Source organism: Desulfofustis glycolicus DSM 9705, assembly GCF_900130015.1.
GTDB lineage: Bacteria > Desulfobacterota > Desulfobulbia > Desulfobulbales > Desulfocapsaceae > Desulfofustis > Desulfofustis glycolicus.
In genome coordinates, this window is the sequence record NZ_FQXS01000023.1 from 34,307 (window position 1) to 55,922 (window position 21,616).

Genomic DNA, 21,616 nt, shown 5'->3' on the forward strand with positions numbered 1-21,616 from the left:
TGTTTGCCAGGTTAGTGTTCCGGTCTGTCGCTGTTTCCGCCGCTTTAGGGGAGCTTGAAAAATTCGGAATTTCGTTCAAGATCGAGGCGCGCAAGAAAATTTTACCGCAGGCATATACAACACGATATTCCGAGGATAAATTTGCTTGCGCAACGATGAGATTGGGCGAAATGACAATTTTTCAGGGTTCCCTTAAGGTTTTTCCGCCCGTGCATACTAGCAAAATGGATTGGAACTCCGCAACAACCAAAGGTGAAGATCATAGTGTCACGGCCGCCACCACCGGGGCGTGGTCCTTTTTTGACCGTATCTATTGCATCTCATTGAAAAACAGAACGGACCGAAGAGCGACCGCCCAGGCCCATTTTTCCCGCGTCGGTCTGGCCGATGCAGTTCAATTCGTGCTGGTTGACAAAGATCTCGGCGATAGTGAACGGGGAATTTATGAATCGCACCGGTTGTGCATGAAAATGGGTCTGGCCGCGGGTGCGCGACGAATGCTTATCTTCGAGGACGATGCCGTCTTTCACCGCGTTTCGCCGGCCCTCATCGAGGACATGATCAGCTTCTTGGAGGCCAACGACGACTGGCAATTCTTTTTTCTCGGCTGTCTGGTGAATCGGAGCGAAAAGACCGCGTTCCAGTCAGTGGTCAGAATCGAGTATCGCAGCCTTGCTCATGCCTATGCCGTAACCGCCGCATGTGCCCGCGAACTGGTCGAGCATCACCCGTGGAGCGGCATTGCCTTCGATGCGATGCTGCGGGATATGCAGAGCAAGCAGATGTATGCGCTCTACCCGTCCGTTGCCTTCCAAAGCAACGCCGCTTCCGACAATGACCGCTATCTGCCGCTCGATCGGTTTCGCCGGTTCTGCGGCGGACTGAAACAGATCCAGCGCGCCAATGAATTTTATCAGCGGCACAAACGAACGATCATCGCCGCTCATCTGCTCGCCCTGCTGGTGATCGGTCTGGCTTGCTTCCAGGCGATTCTATGATACGTCGACAGCCACCTGGAGAATCGGGGTCCGGACTGCGATACTGGTCGCCGGCCGAGCGGCTCGGTATCGCCGTGTTTGCACTGAGCGTTCCGCTGGCCTTCATTTCATCCCAACTTGTCATTGGTGTTCTGGCTATTTTTGTGCTGGTATGTGCCATAATTCCGTTTTTCCCCGGGGTCTCCTTTTTTTTTCCGGTAATCGGCCGGGGACCGGACGCCTCGGCCGGTATCTGCCTGAGCTTTGACGACGGCCCCGATCCCGTCGCGACGCCTGCCGTCTTGGCACTGCTTCGGCAGCACCGGTTGCAGGCTGTTTTTTTTGTTACCGGCGAGCGGGCTGAGCGTTATCCGCACCTGATCGATGCGTTGTTGGCCGATGGGCACAGCATCGGCAATCACTCTTACAGCCATGACAACTTCATCATGTTTCGCAGCGAAGCCAGGCTGAGCGCCGAGATCGAGTTGACACAGCGGGTGCTTGGCGCACACGGTATTCGCCCGCATTTTTTTCGGCCACCGGTGGGCATCAATACACCCCGGTATGTCGAACCGTTGCGGCAAAGCGGGTTGACGGCCGTGACCTTCAGTCGGCGAGCCGGTGACAGGGGAAATCGAAAGATTCATGGTCTGTCCGGACGGATTTTGCGGCGACTCCGGCCGGGAGATATCGTGCTGCTCCACGATACGGCTCCAAGACGGGTCGTCGATCTGTCGCTCCTGCTGGCCGAGATTGAACGACTTATCAGCGGGATCGAACAGCGAGGACTGGCTATTATACCCGTGGCGACACTGCTCGGTCGGCCGGCGATGTCCGTCTTGACCAAAACCGCCGAGCAGGCTGATCGCAATTGCAGCTGATCAAGCCCGCCGTTTTGATCAGGCCAGTCCTTTCATAGACAGGCTGATGCGTTGTCTGTCGAGGTCCACTTCCAGGACCCGCACCTGTACCTGCTGACGAACCCTGACCACGGCGGCCGGGTCCGACACGAAGGTATCGGCGAGTTGGCTGATATGGATCAGGCCGTCGCGATGCACGCCGATATCGGCAAAGGCCCCGAACGTGGTGACGTTGGTGATGATCGCCGGTACGATCATGCCCGGTTGCAGGTCGGCAGGCTGGTTGATACCCTCGGCAAAGCGAAAGGACTGAAATTGTTGGCGCGGATCGCGTCCCGGTCGAGCCAACTCTTCCATGATATCGGTCAGCGTCGGCAGGCCGATCGATTCGCTGCAATAGGCGGAGACATCGATTGATTCGCGGAGGGATGGTGAGGCGAGTACGTCCGCAACCGTGGCGCCGAGGTCGGCGGCCATCTGCTCCACGAGTCCGTATCGTTCCGGGTGAACCGCACTGGCGTCGAGCGGGTGGCTGCCGTCGGAGATCCTGAGAAAGCCGGCGGCCTGTTCAAAGACCTTGGCCCCGAGTCGTGGCACCTTGAGGAGTTCCCGGCGCGAGCGAAACGGTCCGTGTTGATCGCGATAGTGGACGATCGCTACGGCCAGCGCCTCGCCGATGCCCGACACATGGGTGAGCAGTTCACCGCTGGCGGAATTCACCTCGACGCCGACGCTGTTCACGCAACTGGCAACGACCTCCGCCAGGCTCGCTTTCAACAGCGCCTGGTTGACATCGTGCTGGTATTGTCCGACCCCGATCGATTTCGGGTCGATCTTGACGAGTTCTGCGAGTGGGTCCTGCAACCGTCTGCCGATGGACACCGCGCCACGAACGGTAAGATCCAGGTCGGGGAATTCGCGTCGGGCGATCTCCGAAGCGGAATATATGGAAGCACCGTCCTCGTTGACCATGGTGATCATGATTCGCTGGTCGAGCCCCACTTCTCTGATGAAGGTTTCAGTCTCCCGGCCGGCCGTGCCGCTGCCGACGGCGATGGCTTCGATTCGGTAGGTGTCGGCCAGTTCTTTGACCGTCTGTGCTGCCGCCGACCGCTGTTTCTCCCCTTGGGTCGGGTAAATGGTGGTGGTATGCAAGAGGCGTCCCTGGCCGTCGAGACAGACCAGCTTGGCGCCGGTGCGAAAGCCCGGGTCAAGTGCCATGACACGTTTCTGGCCGAGCGGCGGGGCGAGCAGCAGGTGGCGCAGGTTGTCGGCAAAAACGGTGATGGCCTCGCGGTCGGCCTTGTCCTTGAACTCCTGCCTGATCTCATTTTCCAGCGATGGAGCGAGCAGTCGTTTGTAACCGTCTTCGATGGCGGCGAGCACCTGATCGCGGTGTGGGGAAGGTTTGAGCCAGCGCTTGGTCAACTCGGCGAGGGCCGCCTGTTCATCGGGCCTGATCGATACAGACAGCATTTTTTCCGTCTCGCCGCGTAGCAGGGCCAGCAGCCGATGTCCGGCGATCCGGGTGATCGGTTCCTGCCACTGGAAATAGTCGCGGTACTTCGCAGCGGCCTCGCGGTTTTTCTCGACCACTCGCGAGACGACGCTCGCCCGGCGGCGAAAAAACTCTCGCATGGCGCTTCTCGTGGCCGGATCTTCGGTAACCCGTTCGGCGATGATGTCTCGCGCTCCGGCAAGGGCCGCCGCCGCGTCCGGTACCTGTTGGTCGGGATTGATGAACCTGGAGAGTACCAGTTCCTCCTGACCCTGCTCCAGTAACAGCTTGGCCAGCGGTTCCAGCCCTCGTTCCCGGGCGATGGCGGCTCGGGTCCTGCGTTTTGGGCGAAACGGCAGGTAGATATCCTCGAGTTCGGTCAGGGTGGTGGCCCCGTTCAGATTGGCAGCCAGCTGCTCGGTGAGCAATTGGCGCTCTTGCAGGGAAGAAATGACGGCGGCCCGGCGCTTGACCAGCTCATGATGCCGACTGAGTTGATCCTTGATGGTGGTCAAGGCGACTTCGTCAAGGCATCCGGTAACCTCCTTGCGGTAGCGAGCGATAAACGGGACGGTGGCGCCACCGTCAAACAGTTCGGCGGCGGCCGCAACCTGTCGGCCGGTTATGCCGAGCCATGCAGCGATAGTCAGATGATGGGTTGCCGGGACGGTCATTTTCAAACGTGAAAGCAGGCATGTTTATGGTATGGTTCGCAGGTCATTCCGGTGAACCGGGATGGCGCCATCATAGTAACGAAGTGATGGCAACGCAAGAGAGATTGGCGGGGATATCCGCGGGAGGAGATCAATGGCCCGGCACCGTTGTGACAGTTGTTCGTTCCGGAAAAAAAATGAAACCAACCCGAGCTCATTGCTCGGCCGGCTCTGGTTGTTTCATACCAGATTTTGTCCCGGTTGGCGCCGCTATCTAGCCGAATTGCCGGAAAACGAGCGGCGCGAGGTGATCCGGCGCAGCACGAATAAGCGGGAAAAACGGGCATGAGACAGCGGATTGTCCTGGTTCTGCTGCTGCTGCTCGGGCTGGTCGTGCTGCAGCAGCGTTATCACTGGTTTTTCGACGAGCCGTCCGGCGAGATCGTCTCCTCCGCAGAGCAACTGCAGCAGGCCTTTCGTGATCGGCGCAGTTCGATTCAGGTCGAAGGGCGGGGAACCATTATCAAGGTTCTCAAAGACGATCGTCAGGGGAGTCGGCATCAGCGTTTTATTCTCGAGTTGCCGACCGGACAGACACTGCTCGTCAGCCACAATATCGATCTGGCGCCACGGATCGATACGCTGCGTATCGGTGACCAGGTCGAGTTCTTCGGGATCTATGAATATAACGATCAGGGCGGTGTGATCCACTGGACCCATCATGATCCGGCGGGCAGACATGTGGATGGTTGGATCAGGCATAACGGACGTCTGTATCGCTAGGGGCGACCACCGGACCTTCGCGATAAAGCATCCGGTAGAACCGACCAGCCCTGGGATTGATTTCATCGCATGGCAACAAGGACAGTTGCCGGTAATAACCGGATAGGGAAACGATTATCGAATGGGAGGTGAGCCATGTACAGCAGTGTTGCCGATGCCATCGGTCTGAAATACGAGCCGCTGGTCGTGCTGTTTGCCGACAGCAAACCCGAACAGGCCAGGCAGTTTAAAGAAGGCAAGTGGGGCTGCGTGATGTTCATGGTGGCGGCGGTCTTGAAAGGGGAGACCGCGGTGTTTGATCGTTCCAGCTTTGGCTGCTTTGGCGGCGGGACCGGTCTCGGTTTCGGCGATCAGTACGAAAATTTTCCCGGCGGCAAGGGCTGCTTTCAGTATTTCTTGTCGGTCGGCAACGACCAGTGGTCCCATGGCCGGGAGGCGGCCGAGCAGGTCAAGCCGTTCATGCGGCCGGCGGCGTTCAAACATTTCACCCATGGAGAGCGGTACTTCAAGTCGCCGGAGCTGGTCGGCCAATTTATCCAGAGCCTGCCGATCACCACGGTACCCGCTCCCTATGTGGTATTCAAACCGCTCGTCGAGGTGATCGAGGAAGAGGAACAACCGGAGGTCATCGTCTTCTTCGGGAACATGGACCAGATTGCCGCGCTGACCGTGTTGGTCAATTATGGTCGCGGCCATAATGAAAATGTGATTTTTCCGTATGCCGCCGGCTGTCAGTCGATCGGCATTTATCCGCTGGCCGAGGCGCGGCGTGATCTGCCGCGGGCAGTGCTGGGTCTTAACGATCTGTCCGCCCGGGTATACCTGAAGCGGCTGCTTCGCGACGACGTCCTCAGTTTTGCGGTACCGCTGAAACTGTTTCGGGAAATGGAGAACAATCTCGAAGAGAGTTTTCTCTCGGGTGACACCTGGCGGGAACTGCGCACGATGGGGTCGTTTTGAGCACCATGTAGCGACGGTTATTGCTCACCGATTGACGCCCCCCTGTGAAAACCGAGATACGAGCTGAGAAAATACGGCAAGCTGCTCCGCCGAAACAGCTCTGCATCCCAATCCTCTTCTGCGACGATGGAGCGATGGTCCGGGTTGAGTACGTAGACGCCGGCCTTGGTCGTTGTGTCGGCAGAGATTGACACCACTTCGATCCGGCGACGGTAATAGTCCCCTTCAAAGGTATCGAGTCTGTCGATATCGTCAGCTGCGATATCGAGATAGACCATACCGTCTATCCGATCTTCCGGAAGAGCGTTCAGCGCCACCGGATACACTTCTCCCTTGACGGCCTTGCGTCGATAGCCGGGCAGCGTCGCCGGTCGGCAGCGGTAATTACCGTGGACAACGCGGGACCAGACCTCCCGGAACATCAGTGAACCGTACGTGAAGATGTGCATGGTGATTGAAGCCAGGGTAGAATCAGAGAAACGGACCGCAGAAACGTATCGTTTCAGGAGCCCCTTCTATCATCCTTTAGGTTCTCTTTCGGGAAGAGAAATATCCAGCCACCCCAGGGCATCAGCTTTGCTCTTGAAGCTGCTCATCGCCACTGGCGAGCCCTCGATTTCCAGCTGTGCGTCGATCATCCGGCCGAGACCGAAGTCAAGATCCTTGGCGAATACCAGGGCGGATTTGCCGCCGCGGCGATTGGCGATTTGTGGCCTTATATAGTGGGCCAGCGAGGAGATATCGTCGCTTGAGATGGAGGTCACGTCTGCTGTGGAAAAGTCCCAGAGAGAATGCAGGGTTGGTTGACCACCGTAGTAATCGTGCAATTCCTCGAGGATGGTGTCGGCGCTGATCACTCCATGGGCGGTGAAGATCGTCAGCTCACTGTCGGGGTAGCTCTGTCTGTCTATGGATTTCATCGGGAAACCTTTGCCGCGGTGGCGGCCATTGCTGACAAAGCAAGCGTTAGGCGGGATCTGGTGGACCGTATTTCACTTTTTCGTCGGCAGAAGATCTTCGCCGTTATCAGGTAATCATTATAGACGATCAGACAGCCTTTACCAAAGTTCCATACACATCGTGATTTTTTTTATATGAAAATCGGCGGGACAGGTTTTAACCTGTCCACCGCTCAATTTCAAAAACCAACCAGCAATTCCGACCACGGCGCTGATTTTCATCGTTCGTTGTGACGTCCCGTCATGGGGGTTATACGAAAATCATTTCCCCGGGCTGGCCGGGAAAATGATTGGCGCCTCGATATTGAACGAAATTCCGAATTTTCAAGATCCCCAGAGCTATAAAGCTATCCCCTGCTGTGTGGCTATGCGATTGATTTTTGCAGCCCGGCAGGACACCGTTGTTTAGTGGCACGGTTCTTGCTCAATTAAGGAAAACCATCATTAACGGAGCAGCCATGAATACACGTTATCAGATTATCGACACTACCCTGCGAGAAGGCGAACAGGCTCCCGGTGTGGTCTTTACCTCCGAACAGAAACGTCTCATTATCGGATGGTTGTCCGGGATCGGAATCAGTGAGGTTGAGCTTGGCTTTGCCGCCCCGCTGGCGCCATGTCAAGCATCGCTGGTACGTTTTTGTCGTGAGCGCTATCCTTCCTTGCAACTTTCGTTGTGGAGCCGATGCCTTGCCGAAGACATCGAGCAGGCTGCCGTAGCCGGAGTCGATACGGTTTCGTTGTCCATTCCGGTCTCCGATCTATTGCTGGCAACCAAGCTCGGCAGAAATCGCCGGTGGGCGGAACGAACGGCCTGTGACGCGATCCATCGGGTTCGAGAACTGGGCTTGTCCGCCGCCATCGGTTTTGAGGACGCTACCCGCGCCGATCGGACTTTTCTGTTGGAATTGTCGTCCCGGGTTGAGGAGGCAGGTGCCTGGCGGATACGTCTGGCTGATACGGTTGGCATTGTCTCGCCCCTGGCGATGGCCGGCTTGGTCGGTGAATTAGGACGAGCGTTGCATAGCGCGCAAATTGCCGTTCACACCCATAACGATTTCGGGATGGCGACCGCTAATGCCCTGGCGGCACTCGATGCCGGCGCCACCTGGGTGGATGCAACGGTGCTTGGGCTCGGGGAGCGATGCGGCTGCGCACGACTCGAAGAAGTAGTCGGTTATCTGACGCTGGTACGCGATGTCCCCGAACTGTCTATCTCCTGTCTGGTCGAGTTGGCACATGAAGTCGCTGCAATGACGCGCCGACCGGTCTCTCCATGGGCCCCGGTGACCGGAGCGTCAATTTTCACCTGTGAAAGCGGGCTGCATTTACAGGGATTGCTCGTTGATTCCCGCACCTACGAACCGTATCCTCCGGAGCTGGTTGGCGCTCGTCGCATGCTGCAGGTCGGCGCAAAGAGCGGCAGGGCGGCGATGCGGCAGATGCTGGCCGGAGAGGGAGGAGATGAGCGTTGTCTTTCGGCAGAACAGGCCGGCAGAGTCCGTGATCGAGCACGCTCCCTGGGACGGGGGATGACCAGGGAAGAGCTGACCGCCTTGCTTGCAAAGTAAAATTGTCGAGGGAAGGATATGGTAGATGCCGTTGTTCTGGGTTGCTCCTGGTCATTATGGGTTAGAAAATCGAATTTGTTTGAAGAAGGCCCCTTGTCTACTTAATAATAATTCATCTTTGCTGAGTAATCTTTACTCAGGATTGGAGAGCTTGAAAAATTCGGAATTTCGTTCAAGATTGAGGCGTGCATGAAAATTTTACCGCAGGCATATATATGATATTCCGAGGATAAACTTTGATTGCGCAACGATGAGATTGAGCGAAATGACAATTTTTCAAGGTTTCCTATTGTTTTCGGCACGATCCCCCAACCTCAATAAAAGGAATGATCATTATGAAGAAAACGTTTTTATGTACTATCGCCTTACTTCTCTCCTGCTTTGTCGCTATGGCTGTAGCCGAAGACAAAGTTATCACCATGAGCACGACAACCAGTACCGAGGCCTCCGGGTTGCTCGATTATCTGCTGCCCGAATTCCAAAAGGATACCGGTATAACCGTACGAGTGATGGCTAAGGGGACCGGGGCGGCATTGAAAGACGGCATGGACGGTAATGCCGATGTGGTCTTTGTGCACGACCAGAAACGAGAGAAGACGTTCGTTGCCGAGGGGTACGGCACGAAACGCTACTACGTGATGTACAACGATTTCATCCTTGTCGGCCCGCCGGCGGATCCGGCCAAACTGAAGTCTGCTCCGGGCGTTGTCGATGCGATGAAGCAGATTGCCGCAGCCGAGGCACCGTTTGTCTCGCGCGGAGACAACAGTGGCACCCATTCCCGGGAAAAGCAGCTCTGGGCTGCCACCGGGTTGCCGGTCACCGATGCCGGCGCGCCGCAGGATAGTGACGGATGGTATTTCTCCATTGGCCAAGGGATGGGCGAAGCGCTCATTTTCGCCCAGGAAAAAATGGGATATGTCCTTGCCGATCGGGGCACCTACCTGAATTACAAGTTTGGCCGTGAGGAACCGCTCGAACTGGAAATCGTCTACGAGGGTGACGACCTGTTGAAAAACCCGTATGGCGTGATCCCGGTCAATCCGGACAAGCATCCCCATGTAAAATTCGAATTGGCCGATCAGTTTGCCAAATGGCTTGTTTCCCCGCGCGGTCAAGAAGTCATCGGCAGCTACAAATTGCTCGGCAAACCACTGTTTTACCCGGACGCCAACTAGCAGAAGGAGTCGATATAAGCAGGAAGCCCCTGCATCAGAACGGGAGATACCCTGGTTCCGGGAGGTTGCCTCGTGCGCCTTCCGGAATTTTATATAGTGAGCGCACCATGTTATGGATTTCCTGAGCCAAAGTCTCGCTGCCGCTCTAGAGATGATCTGGTCTCTGGACGACGAGATGTATTTCATCGTTTATATCTCGCTTTCCGTCAGCTTCTTTTCGACGCTGATTGCCTCACTATTCGGGGTTCCGCTCGGTTTTTTGATAGCTGTCAACCACTTTTCCGGTAAGCGAGTTCTGATAACCATCCTCAATACGCTGCTGGCCCTGCCGACCGTGGTTATCGGTTTGTTCGTCTATGCTTTCCTGTCCCGCCGGGGCGTGCTTGGTTTCCTGGGTATGCTGTATACTCCGGAGGCCATTGTCGTTGGCCAGGTAATTCTGATCCTACCCTGGGTGGCTGTGTTTACTATGGCCGCGGTCAGTCGTATTGACGAACGGTATCGTTATACCGCTTTGACGCTGGGAGCCACCCGCCTGCATGCGGCGCTGGTTGTTGCAAGGGAGGCGAGATTCGGTATCATCGCCGCCATTATTGCCGCATTTGGCAGGGTTATCGCGGAAATCGGCATAGCTATGATGCTTGGCGGCAATATCAAAGGGTTCACTAGGACGATGACCACCGCCATGGCGCTGGAACATAACAAGGGCGAGTTCGTGCTGGCCGTCGCTCTGGGCATCGTCCTCTTGTCGGTCAGTCTTGTGATGAATATCGTTTTCCAGTTGATTCAAGGACGATACGGAGTCCAGCGATGACGCTTTTCTCGCTGACCGGCGTACGCCAGGTATTCGAAGGTAGGACTGTTCTCGATATCGAGCATCTGGAATTGTCCGCCGCAAGCAGTTATTCGTTGCAGGGGCCAAACGGCAGCGGTAAATCGACGCTGCTAAACATCCTCGCCTTCCTCGAGCCACCGACTGCCGGCGAGATTCGTTTCCAAGGGCGGGTTGTCGACTGGCGGGAAAAAACGCTGCACCTGTTGCGGAGAAAGGTTGTGCTGGTCGACCAGCATCCGATCATGTTCTCGACGACGGTCATCAAAAATGTCGAATATGGGCTGCGTATGCGAGGGATTCCGTCCCGCAAACGCCGGGCGGCGGCCGAAGCAGCGCTCGAGCGTGTCGGTCTGCACGCCTTCGCCGATCGGCAGGCCCATCGGTTGTCGGGAGGCGAGACGCAGCGAGTGGCTATCGCCCGGGCGCTTGCCTGTGAACCGGACGTCATGCTCTTCGACGAACCAACGGCCAGTGTTGACGTGGAGAACCAGGCGCTGATCGAAGCGGTTATTCAGGATATTCGCCGGCAGCAGCGGGTCTCGGTAATTTTCGCCACACACAAGCGCCTCGAAGCCGCCCGGCTGGCAGAACGACGGATTTTTCTGTTTGCCGGCAAGGTGACCGGGCCCGGCGGAGAAAACGTGCTGTCGGGCATTATCGCACATCGGCCGGATCGTTCGGTCTGCACCCTTGGCCCGACCGTTGAACTGGAAGTGAGACAACGGTTACCGTCGGGACCTGTAAGGATCGCGGTGAAACCGGAAGGGATTCGCGTCTACTCTGCCGCCGAACGCCAAAACGTCGCTTTTACTTCTGTCCTGCACAGCGGTAGAGTGCTGCAGATGACATTGGAAGGAGATGCCGTCAAACTCCATGTGGATATCGGCATTCCGCTCAAGACGGTGCTGTCACGGGATGAGGCTGTCGATTCCGGAATCATGGTCGGCGACACTGTTCGGGTGGCGATCGATCCGGACGCCATTCAGGCGGTTCAGGGTTGAGCCGGTGATGGAACGAGAGCCGTTCCCCCGTCGCTAAGCGTCGGGGGAACGGGAGAGGAGTGTGCGGTTCTGCCGGTATCTATATGGCGTCTTTTCCCTGCTCTCCGGTGCGGATTCGCACCACGTTTTCCACCGGCAGAACAAAGATTTTGCCATCTCCAATCTTGCCGGTATTGGCCGCCTTGCGCACTGCCTCGACGGCCTTGTCGACAAGCGGTGAGTCGATGATCAATTCGATTTTGATTTTCGGATTGAACTCCACCTTGTATTCAGCGCCCCGATAGACCTCGGTATGGCCCTTCTGCCGGCCGTAACCCTTGATTTCGGAAATGGTCATACCGGTGATGCCGATCTCTGTCAGTGCTTCTTTGACTTCCTCAAGCTTGAATGGCTTGATAATCGCCTCGATTTTCTTCATGGGGGTCTCCTCTGGTTAGTAGATGATCAATCTTTGGTGAATTCCGGGTAGGCGTCGAGGCCACACTCCGAGATATCGCAACCGACCATCTCTTCTTCCTCGCTGACCCGGATACCGAGGATCGCTTTGATGATGAGCCAGGTGACGAAACTGGTTCCGAATACCCAGGAAAAAATGGTCACCACGCCGATCAACTGGGCGATAAGCGACCCGTCGGGGTTGGTGAAGGAGACGGCAATCAGGCCCCAGATGCCGACGACCCCATGGACCGAGATGGCGCCGACCGGGTCGTCGATTTTTGCTTTGTCAATGAATATGATCGAGGTAACAACGATCAGGCCGCCGATGGCGCCGACGATGGTAGCGAGCAACGGACTGGGAGTCAACGGTTCGGCGGTAATGGCCACCAGGCCGGCAAGGGCGCCGTTGAGTGCCATGGTCAGGTCGGCCTTGCCGAACCAAGCACGGGACAGCAGCAAGGCCGCAACCAGGCCGCCGGCCGCGGCGGTATTGGTGTTGACAAAGACCATGGAGACGGCGTTTGCTTCTTCGATATTGCTTATTTTCAGTTCGGAGCCGCCGTTGAACCCGAACCAGCCGAGCCACAGGATAAAGGTTCCCAGGGTCGCCAGCGGCAGGTTGGCGCCGGGGATGGCGTTGATACGACCGCCACTGTACTTGCCTTTCCGTGGGCCGAGCAGCAGGACACCGGCGATAGCTGCTGAGGCGCCGCACAGGTGAACAACGCCCGAGCCGGCAAAATCGAGAAAGCCAAGCCCGTCAAGAAAGCCGCCGCCCCATTTCCAATAGCCCTGCACCGGGTAAATAAAACCGGTCATGACCACAGCAAAGAGCAGAAAGGCCCATAATTTCATCCGTTCGGCGACGGCGCCGGAAACAATCGACATCGCGGTCGCCACGAAGACCACCTGGAAGAAGAAATCTGCCATGCTCGAGTAATAGGTTTCTCCGCCGCTGGCCAGGACATCGCCGGCGGCATGGTCGGGGCCAAGGAAAAAGCTCAACCCGGGGATGACCCCGTTCGGTCCGCCGCCGTACATGATATTGTAACCTACAATCAGGTACATGATCGAGGCGATGGAGTAGAGGGCAACGTTCTTGGTGAGAATCTCCACGGTGTTCTTACCGCGGACGAGTCCGGCTTCAAGCATCGCAAAACCGGCACCCATCCACATGACCAGTGCTCCCGACATCAGAAAATAGAACGTATCGACCGCATAAGCGAGTTCGATTACCGTATTGCCGAGTTGCACCTCATCGGCCAGAGCGGGAAACGCCACTGCCAGCGCGGCGAGGCAGATCGCGCCGCCCCAATAGGTTTTGGGTTTCAGCTTCATTCTTTTGTTCACGTTCGGTCCTCCTTGTTGAGTTGATTCGTCTTGAAGCGGTGCTTAAAACGAGTGTTTGTTGGTTGCCGGGTTTAACGCAAAGGTTGTGCCAGATTTGTAGATGAAATAGATAAGTGCGTAGTAACAGCAATTTGAAGCGTTCTGGCGTGATTCTCCAGGCAAGCACCGAGCAATAAAATGACAATAATGGAACACAAAAAATGCGTAAAATACAAATATGTAACATGCGTCGGTGTTTCGAGTTGTATCGGTTGCTCGAACGTATAGCGTTGCCGGCAGCATGCACCGGATGGCCGGCACGAGGGGTACGCGGGAACCGTTTGCTTTCAAGATCGAAAAGAGTCGAAGCGACTCAGGCGGTATTTTTTTATGCGGTAGCCGATTTGGCGTTGGGTCAGGCCGAGTTCCCGGGCGGCGCGTACCTGCACCCAGCCGTTCCGCCGCAGGGCCGCCTCGACTTCCGCACGTTCAATTTCTTGCAGTGATTTGCCGGCCGGCGACGATGGGGACGGAGGCGACGCCGGTGCCGCCGGCCGTGCCGTGGGCGGCAATCTTGTGTCGGGAGAAGTAAGGGTGGACGGCAGGTCGGCGGTAGTGAGCCGGTCGTCTTCGGTGAGAATAACCATCCGTTCGACCAGGTTCTGCATTTCGCGAACGTTCCCGGGCCACGGGTAGTCAATGAGAAAGTCGAGCAGGTCGGCGGTCATCCTGATCTGCCGGTTGTTACGCTCGTTGCTCTTGTTGAGGAAGTGGTTGAAGAGCAGCGGGATGTCCTCTTTTCGCTCGCGCAGAGAGGGGAGCATGATTGGCACCACGTTCAGTCGGTAGTAAAGATCGGCGCGGAAACGGCCGCGATTGACTTCACGTTCAAGGCTGGCGTTGGTTGCGGCGACGATACGTACGTCGACGCTGAAGGTCTTGGTGCCGCCGACCCGCTCAAATTGCTTTTCCTGGAGAACTCGCAGCATTTTCACCTGCAGGGTGAGCGGCATCTCGCCGATTTCGTCGAGAAAAATCGTGCCCCCGTCGGCGAGTTCGAACCTGCCCGGCCGGGTCGCGTGGGCATTGGTAAAGGCGCCGCGCTCATGGCCGAACAGTTCACTCTCCAGCAGCGCCTCCGGCAAGGCCGCGCAATTGACCTTGATGAACGCTTTGTGCCGGCGGTCCCCGCTTTCGTGGATAGCTCGTGCGACCAGTTCCTTGCCGGTGCCCGATTCACCGAGCAACAGAACCGTGGCGGAACTGGCGGCGATCTTGTTGATGATTCCGAAGACTTCCTGTATCGGCTTGGAGTGGCCGATAATCGAATGGCGACCATGCGGTGCGTGCAGGCGTGCCTTGAGCGTCTCGTTTTCCTTGATCAGCTTTTTCTCCTTTTTCTCAATGGCGCGGTGCAGGGTCAGGAATTGACCGATCAGCGTTGCCAGAATGGTCAGGAAGTGAATGTCTTCCTCGAACGAGACGTCTTCGTCAAAAAGGCGATCGACGGTGAGAACTCCTTCGGGGTGATCATGGACAATGACCGGCACACCAAGAAAGGAGATAGTGCTGCGAGTCAGGCCGAGTCGGGCGCCGGTACGATTGAGAAAGAGTGGTTCGCTGCTGATGTCCGGCACGACAAAGGGTGAGCGCGTCTGGAAAATCTGACCACAGACCCCTTCGTCAGGTCGATAGACGCCACGTTGCTCTTCTTCGTTTGACAGACCGCATGATGCCTTGATGGTCAGCCGTTCGGATAATCGATCGTAGAGCAGCAGCGTAGCCCGTTCCATCTTCAGAGTATCGTTGAGCACGGCGAGGATGCTGTCGAGCGTCGTGTCCAAATCCACCGCATTGCCGATCAGTTTGGTGATATTGTAGAGAGCCAGTAACTCGAGGTGTTGAATCCCGTGTGTTCCCGGTGCCGCTCCCTTTGGGTTTGACTGCATTGCCTGTTCCTTTACTGGACATGGATAGGTGAGTTCGGATGCCGGCAGATGTGTACGGAACGCTACCATGCGTTGGACAGAGCGCCGTATGGCTGCTGTGAATACTGCAGGTCCTTATACAAATGGTGTTCCATCATGGTGATTACCTGTCAACAAGCTGAAAACATGTAAGATGTGGTGATCGAAGGAATGGGCGCGAGGCAGAAAAATTACAATAGCGGTAAATATTTATAAATAAAAATTACATAAATGTGACACAAGTCGAGTCGTCATAATGTTTCATTGCTGTGTCAGATGGGCGACAAAATTGTTGGAAATGTCGGAATCGCTGATGGGCTTGGGAAACGCGCATGTTTCTCTGAAAGGCTTCTTAACGCATTACAAATAAGCAATAAAAATGAAACTGTAGTCGTTGGCACAGGGCTTGCTGTAAGGGAGGGCAACAACCAGTAGCCACCCTGCCGGTTGTGTCCAGAGTGGTATGAGAATGTTTCAGGCGAACTAATTCCCAGCAAGAGGAGGGAGCGATGAGGAAAGTGGCAATTTACGGTAAAGGCGGCATCGGTAAATCAACGACAACCCAGAATACCGTTGCCGGTTTGGCGGAGATGGGCAGGAAAGTGATGGTCGTCGGCTGCGACCCGAAAGCCGACTCAACCCGGCTCCTGCTCGGCGGCCTGGCCCAGAAATCGGTACTGGACACCCTTCGGGAGGAAGGTGAGGACGTCGAACTCGATGACATCCGCAAACCTAGTTTCGGCGGTTCCTGGTCGGTGGAATCGGGTGGGCCTGAACCCGGGGTCGGCTGTGCCGGACGGGGCATCATCACCTCGATCAACATGCTCGAGGCGCTCGGTGCGTACGATGAACGAGAGGGCCTCGATTATGCCTTTTATGACGTACTTGGCGACGTGGTCTGCGGTGGATTTGCGATGCCGATTCGCGACGGTAAGGCCGAAGAGATCTATATCGTCTGTTCCGGAGAAATGATGGCCATGTATGCCGCCAACAACATTTGTAAAGGGATCATGAAGTACGCGCAGTCCGGCAGTGTCCGGCTTGGCGGCTTGATCTGCAATTCGCGCAACGTGGATAACGAACGAGAAATGATCATCGAGTTGGCCAAGCGGCTCGGTACCCAGATGATCTATTTCGTGCCACGCCATAATGACGTGCAGCGAGCCGAGATCAACCGAAAAACAGTTATTGAGTGGCAACCTGATTGCTCGCAGGCTGATGAATATCGGGGGCTGGCCAAGGCGATTGATGACAACAAGATGTTTGTCGTTCCCAAACCTCTGGCCATCGAAGAACTCGAACAATTGCTGCTCGATTACGGCTTGCTGGCCGCCTAATCAAATTTTCCCCCATGACGGGGTGCACAACGAACACTGAAAATCATCGCCGTGGTCGATACAGGGTGGGTCGGCCTCCTTTCGGTTGCGGATCTTTCCGCCATTTTCGGACCTGATTCTGCGCTTCGCCGAACCTTGGCGATGCAGCCTCCGGAAGAACCGACCAGCCGGGCAAAGCCGATTGTTACCGTCAGCGGGAAACAGGTCACAACCTGTTGTGCCGTTGCTTGAGATTCAACTACAGGAGGGAAGAACAATGATGATCATGATCAGAGCCATTATCCGACCGGAAAAGGCCGACGATGTACTGGCCGCCCTGATGGATGCGGGATTCCCGGCGGTAACCAAATATTCGGTGGCCGGCCGCGGTAAACAGCGCGGCATCAAGATCGGCGAGATCACCTACGACGAAATTCCTAAAACCATGCTGCTCAGCGTCGTCCACGTGGAGGACAAGGAATTTGTCATTAAGACCATCATGGATGAAGCCCGATCCGGGGCAAAAGGTGCCTTTGGCGACGGCAAGATCTTTGTCTCCGAGGTCGAGGAGGTCTTCACCATCAGCTCCGGTATCCGGGAAGGGATGGTCACCGAGGAGGCGCCGGCATGAAAGAAGTGATCGCCATTATTCGCATGGACATGATGAACAAGACCAAGCGGGCCCTGACCGGTGCCGGCATCGATGCCTTCTTCGCCCACGAAGCGCAGGGGCGGGGAGTCGGTTTTGTCAATCGCCGGCTCATCGAAGGAACTCAGCACGGCTACGAGGAAGCGGCGTCATTGCTCGGTGAGAAAGGCAAGCTCTACCCGAAACGGATGGTCACCGTGGTCGTTAGGGATACCGACGTGGCCGACGTGGTTGAAGCGATCGTCGGCGTTAACCAGACGGGAAAACCGGGTGACGGAAAGATTTTCGTGCTGCCGGTCGCCGATTCGGTCCGTGTCAGAACCGGCGAGAAGGGTCTCAAATCAATCAGTTGAATACCGGCAAGGAGTTTTTACCATGGGAAAAGCCCAAAGAACAAAACAGTGGGACCCGGTCCAGGTCAAGGAGCAGCTGCTGGCGAAATACCCGGCAAAGGTGGCGCGCAAGCGGGCCAAGCAGATCCTGATCAACGAGGCCCGGGAAAATACGACGCCGGAAATCACCGCCAATGTTCGCACTATCCCCGGTATCATCACCATGCGCGGCTGTACATATGCCGGCTGTAAGGGCGTCATTCTCGGCCCGACCAGCGATATCGTCAACCTGGTCCACGGTCCGATCGGTTGCAGTTTCTACGCCTGGCTGACCCGGCGCAACCAGACCAGCGCTTCAGGGGAACACGGCGAGAATTTCATGACCTACGCCTTGTCGACCGACATGCAGGAGTCCGACATTATCTTCGGCGGCGAAAAGAAGCTGGCGGCGGCTATCCAGGAAGCCTACGACCTGTTTCATCCGAAAAGTATCGCGGTATTTGCCACCTGTCCGGTGGGGTTGATTGGCGATGATATTCATGCCGTCGCCCGGACCATGAAGGAGAAGTTCGGCGACTGCAATGTTTTTGCCTTCAGCTGTGAGGGCTACAAAGGGGTATCGCAGTCTGCCGGCCATCATATCGCCAACAACCAGATCTTCAGGCATGTGGTCGGTACCGGCAAGAAACAGCGGAGCGAGCAGTTCAGGATCAACCTGCTCGGCGAGTACAACATCGGTGGGGACGGGTTCGAGATCGACCGTATCCTGACGAAATGCGGGATCACCAATATCGCCACGTTTTCCGGTAATTCGACGTACGACCAGTTTGCCACCGCCAACCAGGCCGATCTGAGTTGTGTCATGTGCCATCGTTCGATCAATTACGTCGCCGATATGTTGGAGACCAAATATGGCATCCCCTGGATCAAAGTGAACTTCATTGGCGCGGCGGCAACGGCCAAATCACTGCGCAAGATCGGCGACTATTTCCAGGACGCCGAGCTGAGTGCCCGGATCGAGTCGGTTGTTGCCGAAGAACTGCCATCAGTCGAGGTGCAGCGACAGCAGGTCCTGCCGCGGACTACGGGGAAGACGGCGATGCTCTTTGTCGGCGGCTCGCGGGCCCATCACTATCAGGAACTGTTTAAAGAACTCGGCATGAAAACCATCTCTGCCGGCTATGAATTCGCCCATCGCGACGACTATGAGGGCCGCCATGTCATTCCCGGCCTCAAGGTCGATGCCGACAGCAGAAATATCGAGGAGATCGAGGTGCAGCCCGACCCCCACCTCTACCATCCGAGAAAATCGCCGGAACAATTGGCGCAACTGCAGCAAGACGGCATGGCCTTCAAGGAATATGACGGTTTGATTGCCGATATGGACGAGAGGACGCTGGTGATCGATGACCTCAACCAATACGAGGCGGAAAAACTGGTGGAACTGCTCAAGCCCGATCTGTTTTGTGCCGGTATCAAGGAGAAATATTCCATTCAGAAACTCGGTGTACCGATGAAGCAGTTGCACAGCTACGATTCGGGAGGACCCTATGCCGGCTTCCACGGCGCTGTCAACTTTTACCGGGAGATCGACCGCCTGGTCAACAGCCGGGTCTGGGGCTATTTGAAAGCGCCCTGGCAGGAGCATCCGGAACTATCGGCCACCTATGTGTGGGAATAACCGCAGACCAAGGAGCAGCCAATGTTATTGAAACACACACCAGAGATGATCAGCGAGCGGTCGGCGCTGATGATCAACCCGGCCAAGACCTGCCAACCGATCGGGGCCATGTACGCAGCCCTCGGGATCAAGGGATGCTTGCCGCACAGCCACGGTTCGCAGGGGTGTTGCGCCTATCATCGGAGTACTCTGACCAGGCACTACAAGGAGCCGGTTGCGGCGGCCACCAGCTCGTTTACCGAAGGGGCCTCGGTTTTTGGCGGCCAGGCGAATTTAATCCAGGCAATCGACAATATTTTTACCGTCTATGAACCGGATGTTATCGCAGTGCATACCACCTGTCTGTCTGAAACCATTGGTGACGACCTGCCGCAGATCTTCGACAAGGCGATCAAGGAAAACAAGGTGCCTGCCGGCAAGACTCTGATCGGCGCATCGACGCCGAGCTATGCCGGCTCACACGTGACCGGTTTTGCCAATATGGTCAAGGCGATGGCGGCCTTGGCCCAGCCAGGTGGCGAAAAAACAGGAAAAGTCAATATCATACCTGGTTGGGTGGAGCCCGCTGACATGGAGGAAGTGAAACGTATCGCGTCTCTGGTTGGTGTGCCGATCACGTTGTTCCCTGATACCTCCGGGGTGCTGAACGGACCGCTGACCGGCGTCTACTCGATGTTTCCGGAGGCAGGGGCTTCCATAGACGATATCAAGGCCAGCGGCGGCGCGATCGGCACCCTGGCACTCGGGGAATGGTGTTCGGCCGAGGCGGCCCGCCTGCTCGACAGTCGCTGCAAAGTCCCCTGTTCGGTCCTTGATCTGCCGATCGGATTGCAGGCAACTGATCGGTTTGTCGATACGCTGCGCATCATTGCCGGCCAGAGTGTCCCGGACGAAATCGTCCGCGAGCGGGGGCGGCTGGTGGATCTGATTTCCGATATGCACCAGTATTTTTACGGCAGGAAAGTCGCGCTGGTCGGCGATCCCGATCAGCTCATCGCGATGACCGAGTTTCTCGTGACCATCGACATGGTGCCGGTGCATGTGGTGACCGGCACACCCGGGAAGAAATTCGAGAAGCGGATAACCGACCTGGTCGCCGGCACCGACCATACGGTCAATGTCCGGGCCGCCGGGGATATGTTTCTGCTCCATCAATGGATCAAGAACGAACCGGTTGATCTGATCATCGGCAACAGCTACTGCAAGTATATCGCCCGGGACGAGGATCTGCCCTTGGTCCGGTGGGGCTTCCCGATTCTCGATCGACAGGGGCACCAGCATTTTCCAACGGTCGGCTATATCGGCGGCTTACGCTTGCTGGAAAAAATACTTGACGCGCTGCTCGACCGCCAGGATCGAGACGCCTCCGAAGCCTCGTTCGAACTGGTTCTGTGATGCCCCCGTTGCACCAATCACCGCCGGGGCTGCACACGATTCTGCGGCCTGATGATACGTTGATCGTGCAGTTGCCGGTAGCGCCGCAGGTGACTGCAAAAACGCGGTTTTCATCAATATCACCGCACCGTCTTTCGTTTCTGGCGCCCGAGGAAGCACTGGCTATGCTGGTCGATGCGATCGGTAAGCGGCCGGAAGAGACGGTGCGGGTTGCGATCACCGGTCCCGGCGATCCGCTCGCGGTGCCAGATACCCTGCTGCAGACTATCAACCTGGTGCGTGACCGCTACCCGCGGTTACGAATTAGCCTGAAGACCCTTGGCTGCGGCGCCCGGCGCTTTGCGGCGGACCTGGCGCGAGCCGGTGTCGATTATGTCGAGATGGTGGTCAACGGGGTTACCGGAGAAATCCTCGAGAAAATTTATGCCTGGATCAGACCGGGGTTGAAGACCATGACGCTGCAGGAAGCCGCGTACGTGTTGATTACCGAGCAGAAACACGGGATTCCGGCCCTGAAATACCAGGGAATCGGGGTTGTTGTCGTAACCACGCTCTATCCGGGCTGCAATGTGCATCATGTCAACCGGATTGCTGCGGCGGTGCAGGAACTCGGCGCTGACGCGCTTGCTTTGGTCCCGTATCGGGCCGAGCCCGACGGTGAGGTGGTCCTGGAACCGGGGGAAGTCGATCCGCTGGAACACGCACGGTGGTCGGTTCCGCCGGCGATGCCGATTGTTTCCCCGCTGCTCGCCGATGACGACGGGTATGCCGGGAATTACCGGCAGGGTGCTGCGCGGCTGCCCCGGCCGAGTCTCCTCCGGCCGTTGGTGGCAGTGGCCAGCAGCGGCGGCCTCGATGTCGATCTCCATCTGGGACGGGCAGAGCGGCTGCTGATCTACGGCTGCCGGGAGGACGGGCTGGTGTGCCTGCGTGAGACCAGGCCGGCGCCGCAACCGGGGAGCGGTCGGCAGCGATGGCAGGACCTGTCCGACCTGTTGTCCGATTGTTGCGCTCTACTAACTGTTCAGGCCGGTGAGACGCCGCGGCGGGTTTTGCAAGAAAACGGGGTACGAGTCATGCTGACCGACGGACAGATCGAACCACTGGTTGAACAGATCTTCGGCGGCGACAAGGGCGGCAGGAGCGCAGGCGGGAAACCGCCTCGCTGAACGAACCGTAGCTCTGCAGCCTCAGGGATAACCGGTCAGCCCGAGCGAACTCAACGTTCAGATAC

General features: G+C 56.9%; 21 protein-coding genes. 15 read left to right on the forward strand and 6 right to left on the reverse strand.

Annotated features, from left to right (window positions below; genetic code table 11):
• The first annotated feature begins 224 nt into the window (after positions 1-224).
• Together BUC26_RS16590 and BUC26_RS16595 are read left to right on the forward strand one after the other, a co-directional pair.
• On the forward strand, positions 225-998 hold the full coding sequence (locus tag BUC26_RS16590) for a glycosyltransferase family 25 protein (RefSeq protein WP_084540722.1): 774 nt from the start codon (positions 225-227) through the stop codon (positions 996-998).
• Positions 995-1,858 (forward strand): polysaccharide deacetylase family protein, encoded by an 864-nt coding sequence (locus BUC26_RS16595; protein WP_073377772.1) that lies wholly within the window; start codon positions 995-997, stop codon positions 1,856-1,858. The genes BUC26_RS16590 and BUC26_RS16595 overlap by 4 nt, the downstream gene beginning before the upstream one ends.
• 18 nt (positions 1,859-1,876) lie before the next feature.
• Here the strand turns inward: BUC26_RS16595 and BUC26_RS16600 are convergent, their stop codons facing one another.
• Entirely contained in the window at positions 1,877-4,009 is a 2,133-nt protein-coding gene (locus BUC26_RS16600; RefSeq protein WP_073377774.1) for a Tex family protein, read from the reverse strand.
• 133 nt (positions 4,010-4,142) lie between these two features.
• On the opposite strand from BUC26_RS16600, the gene BUC26_RS16605 reads away from it, so the two are divergent.
• From BUC26_RS16605 to BUC26_RS16615, 3 genes are all read left to right on the forward strand, one after another.
• Positions 4,143-4,337 (forward strand): hypothetical protein, encoded by a 195-nt coding sequence (locus BUC26_RS16605; RefSeq protein ID WP_073377776.1) that lies wholly within the window; start codon positions 4,143-4,145, stop codon positions 4,335-4,337.
• Positions 4,334-4,771, forward strand: a complete 438-nt coding sequence (locus BUC26_RS16610) for a DUF3465 domain-containing protein (RefSeq protein ID WP_073377778.1) — start codon at positions 4,334-4,336, stop codon at positions 4,769-4,771. Before BUC26_RS16605 ends, BUC26_RS16610 begins: the two co-directional genes overlap by 4 nt.
• Positions 4,772-4,906: 135 nt before the next feature.
• Positions 4,907-5,731 carry a DUF169 domain-containing protein gene (locus BUC26_RS16615; RefSeq protein ID WP_073377780.1) on the forward strand — a complete coding sequence of 275 codons (825 nt, stop codon included), beginning with the start codon at positions 4,907-4,909 and terminating at the stop codon, positions 5,729-5,731.
• Between the two features lie 17 nt (positions 5,732-5,748).
• On the opposite strand, the gene BUC26_RS16620 is transcribed toward BUC26_RS16615, so the two are convergent.
• Complete coding sequence (locus BUC26_RS16620; protein WP_073377782.1) at positions 5,749-6,180, reverse strand: gamma-glutamylcyclotransferase family protein; 432 nt, start codon at positions 6,178-6,180, stop codon at positions 5,749-5,751.
• Positions 6,181-6,249: 69 nt separating this feature from the next.
• Positions 6,250-6,651 carry a hypothetical protein gene (locus BUC26_RS16625; RefSeq protein WP_073377784.1) on the reverse strand — a complete coding sequence of 134 codons (402 nt, stop codon included), beginning with the start codon at positions 6,649-6,651 and terminating at the stop codon, positions 6,250-6,252.
• A gap of 497 nt (positions 6,652-7,148) precedes the next feature.
• Between BUC26_RS16625 and BUC26_RS16630 the strand changes: the two genes are divergently transcribed.
• The 4 genes from BUC26_RS16630 (at position 7,149) to BUC26_RS16645 (ending at position 11,275) form a co-directional block, all read left to right on the forward strand.
• Positions 7,149-8,261, forward strand: coding sequence for a homocitrate synthase/isopropylmalate synthase family protein (locus BUC26_RS16630; protein ID WP_073377786.1), 1,113 nt, complete (start codon positions 7,149-7,151; stop codon positions 8,259-8,261).
• 335 nt (positions 8,262-8,596) lie between these two features.
• Complete coding sequence (locus tag BUC26_RS16635) at positions 8,597-9,439, forward strand: ABC transporter substrate-binding protein (protein WP_073377788.1); 843 nt, start codon at positions 8,597-8,599, stop codon at positions 9,437-9,439.
• A 112-nt stretch (positions 9,440-9,551) separates the two neighbouring features.
• Positions 9,552-10,253 (forward strand): ABC transporter permease, encoded by a 702-nt coding sequence (locus BUC26_RS16640; RefSeq protein ID WP_073377790.1) that lies wholly within the window; start codon positions 9,552-9,554, stop codon positions 10,251-10,253.
• Positions 10,250-11,275 carry an ABC transporter ATP-binding protein gene (locus BUC26_RS16645; RefSeq protein WP_073377792.1) on the forward strand — a complete coding sequence of 342 codons (1,026 nt, stop codon included), beginning with the start codon at positions 10,250-10,252 and terminating at the stop codon, positions 11,273-11,275. Before BUC26_RS16640 ends, BUC26_RS16645 begins: the two co-directional genes overlap by 4 nt.
• A 79-nt stretch (positions 11,276-11,354) precedes the next feature.
• Here BUC26_RS16645 and BUC26_RS16650 read toward each other — a convergent pair whose 3' ends face one another.
• From BUC26_RS16650 to nifA, 3 genes are all read right to left on the reverse strand, one after another.
• Complete coding sequence (locus BUC26_RS16650) at positions 11,355-11,693, reverse strand: P-II family nitrogen regulator (RefSeq protein WP_073377794.1); 339 nt, start codon at positions 11,691-11,693, stop codon at positions 11,355-11,357.
• A gap of 26 nt (positions 11,694-11,719) precedes the next feature.
• The gene (locus BUC26_RS16655; RefSeq protein ID WP_244155878.1) at positions 11,720-13,063 is read right to left on the reverse strand and encodes an ammonium transporter; all 1,344 of its coding nucleotides are present in this window, start codon (positions 13,061-13,063) and stop codon (positions 11,720-11,722) included.
• Positions 13,064-13,389: 326 nt separating this feature from the next.
• A complete protein-coding gene (nifA, locus tag BUC26_RS16660; protein ID WP_073377796.1) occupies positions 13,390-14,991 on the reverse strand; it encodes a nif-specific transcriptional activator NifA in 1,602 nt (533 codons plus the stop codon).
• Positions 14,992-15,518: 527 nt separating this feature from the next.
• Between nifA and nifH the strand changes: the two genes are divergently transcribed.
• The 6 genes from nifH to BUC26_RS16690 all read left to right on the forward strand — a co-directional run bounded on the left by nifH (position 15,519) and on the right by BUC26_RS16690 (position 21,551).
• A complete protein-coding gene (gene nifH / locus BUC26_RS16665; RefSeq protein WP_073377798.1) occupies positions 15,519-16,346 on the forward strand; it encodes a nitrogenase iron protein in 828 nt (275 codons plus the stop codon).
• 256 nt (positions 16,347-16,602) lie between these two features.
• Positions 16,603-16,956, forward strand: a complete 354-nt coding sequence (locus tag BUC26_RS16670; protein ID WP_073377800.1) for a P-II family nitrogen regulator — start codon at positions 16,603-16,605, stop codon at positions 16,954-16,956.
• On the forward strand, positions 16,953-17,327 hold the full coding sequence (locus tag BUC26_RS16675) for a P-II family nitrogen regulator (protein WP_073377802.1): 375 nt from the start codon (positions 16,953-16,955) through the stop codon (positions 17,325-17,327). The genes BUC26_RS16670 and BUC26_RS16675 overlap by 4 nt, the downstream gene beginning before the upstream one ends.
• Positions 17,328-17,349: 22 nt before the next feature.
• Positions 17,350-18,987, forward strand: coding sequence for a nitrogenase molybdenum-iron protein alpha chain (gene nifD, locus BUC26_RS16680; protein WP_073377804.1), 1,638 nt, complete (start codon positions 17,350-17,352; stop codon positions 18,985-18,987).
• Positions 18,988-19,008: 21 nt separating this feature from the next.
• Entirely contained in the window at positions 19,009-20,382 is a 1,374-nt protein-coding gene (nifK, locus tag BUC26_RS16685) for a nitrogenase molybdenum-iron protein subunit beta (RefSeq protein WP_073377806.1), read from the forward strand.
• Positions 20,382-21,551 carry a NifB/NifX family molybdenum-iron cluster-binding protein gene (locus BUC26_RS16690; RefSeq protein WP_084540724.1) on the forward strand — a complete coding sequence of 390 codons (1,170 nt, stop codon included), beginning with the start codon at positions 20,382-20,384 and terminating at the stop codon, positions 21,549-21,551. Before nifK ends, BUC26_RS16690 begins: the two co-directional genes overlap by 1 nt.
• Positions 21,552-21,616: the final 65 nt, after the last annotated feature.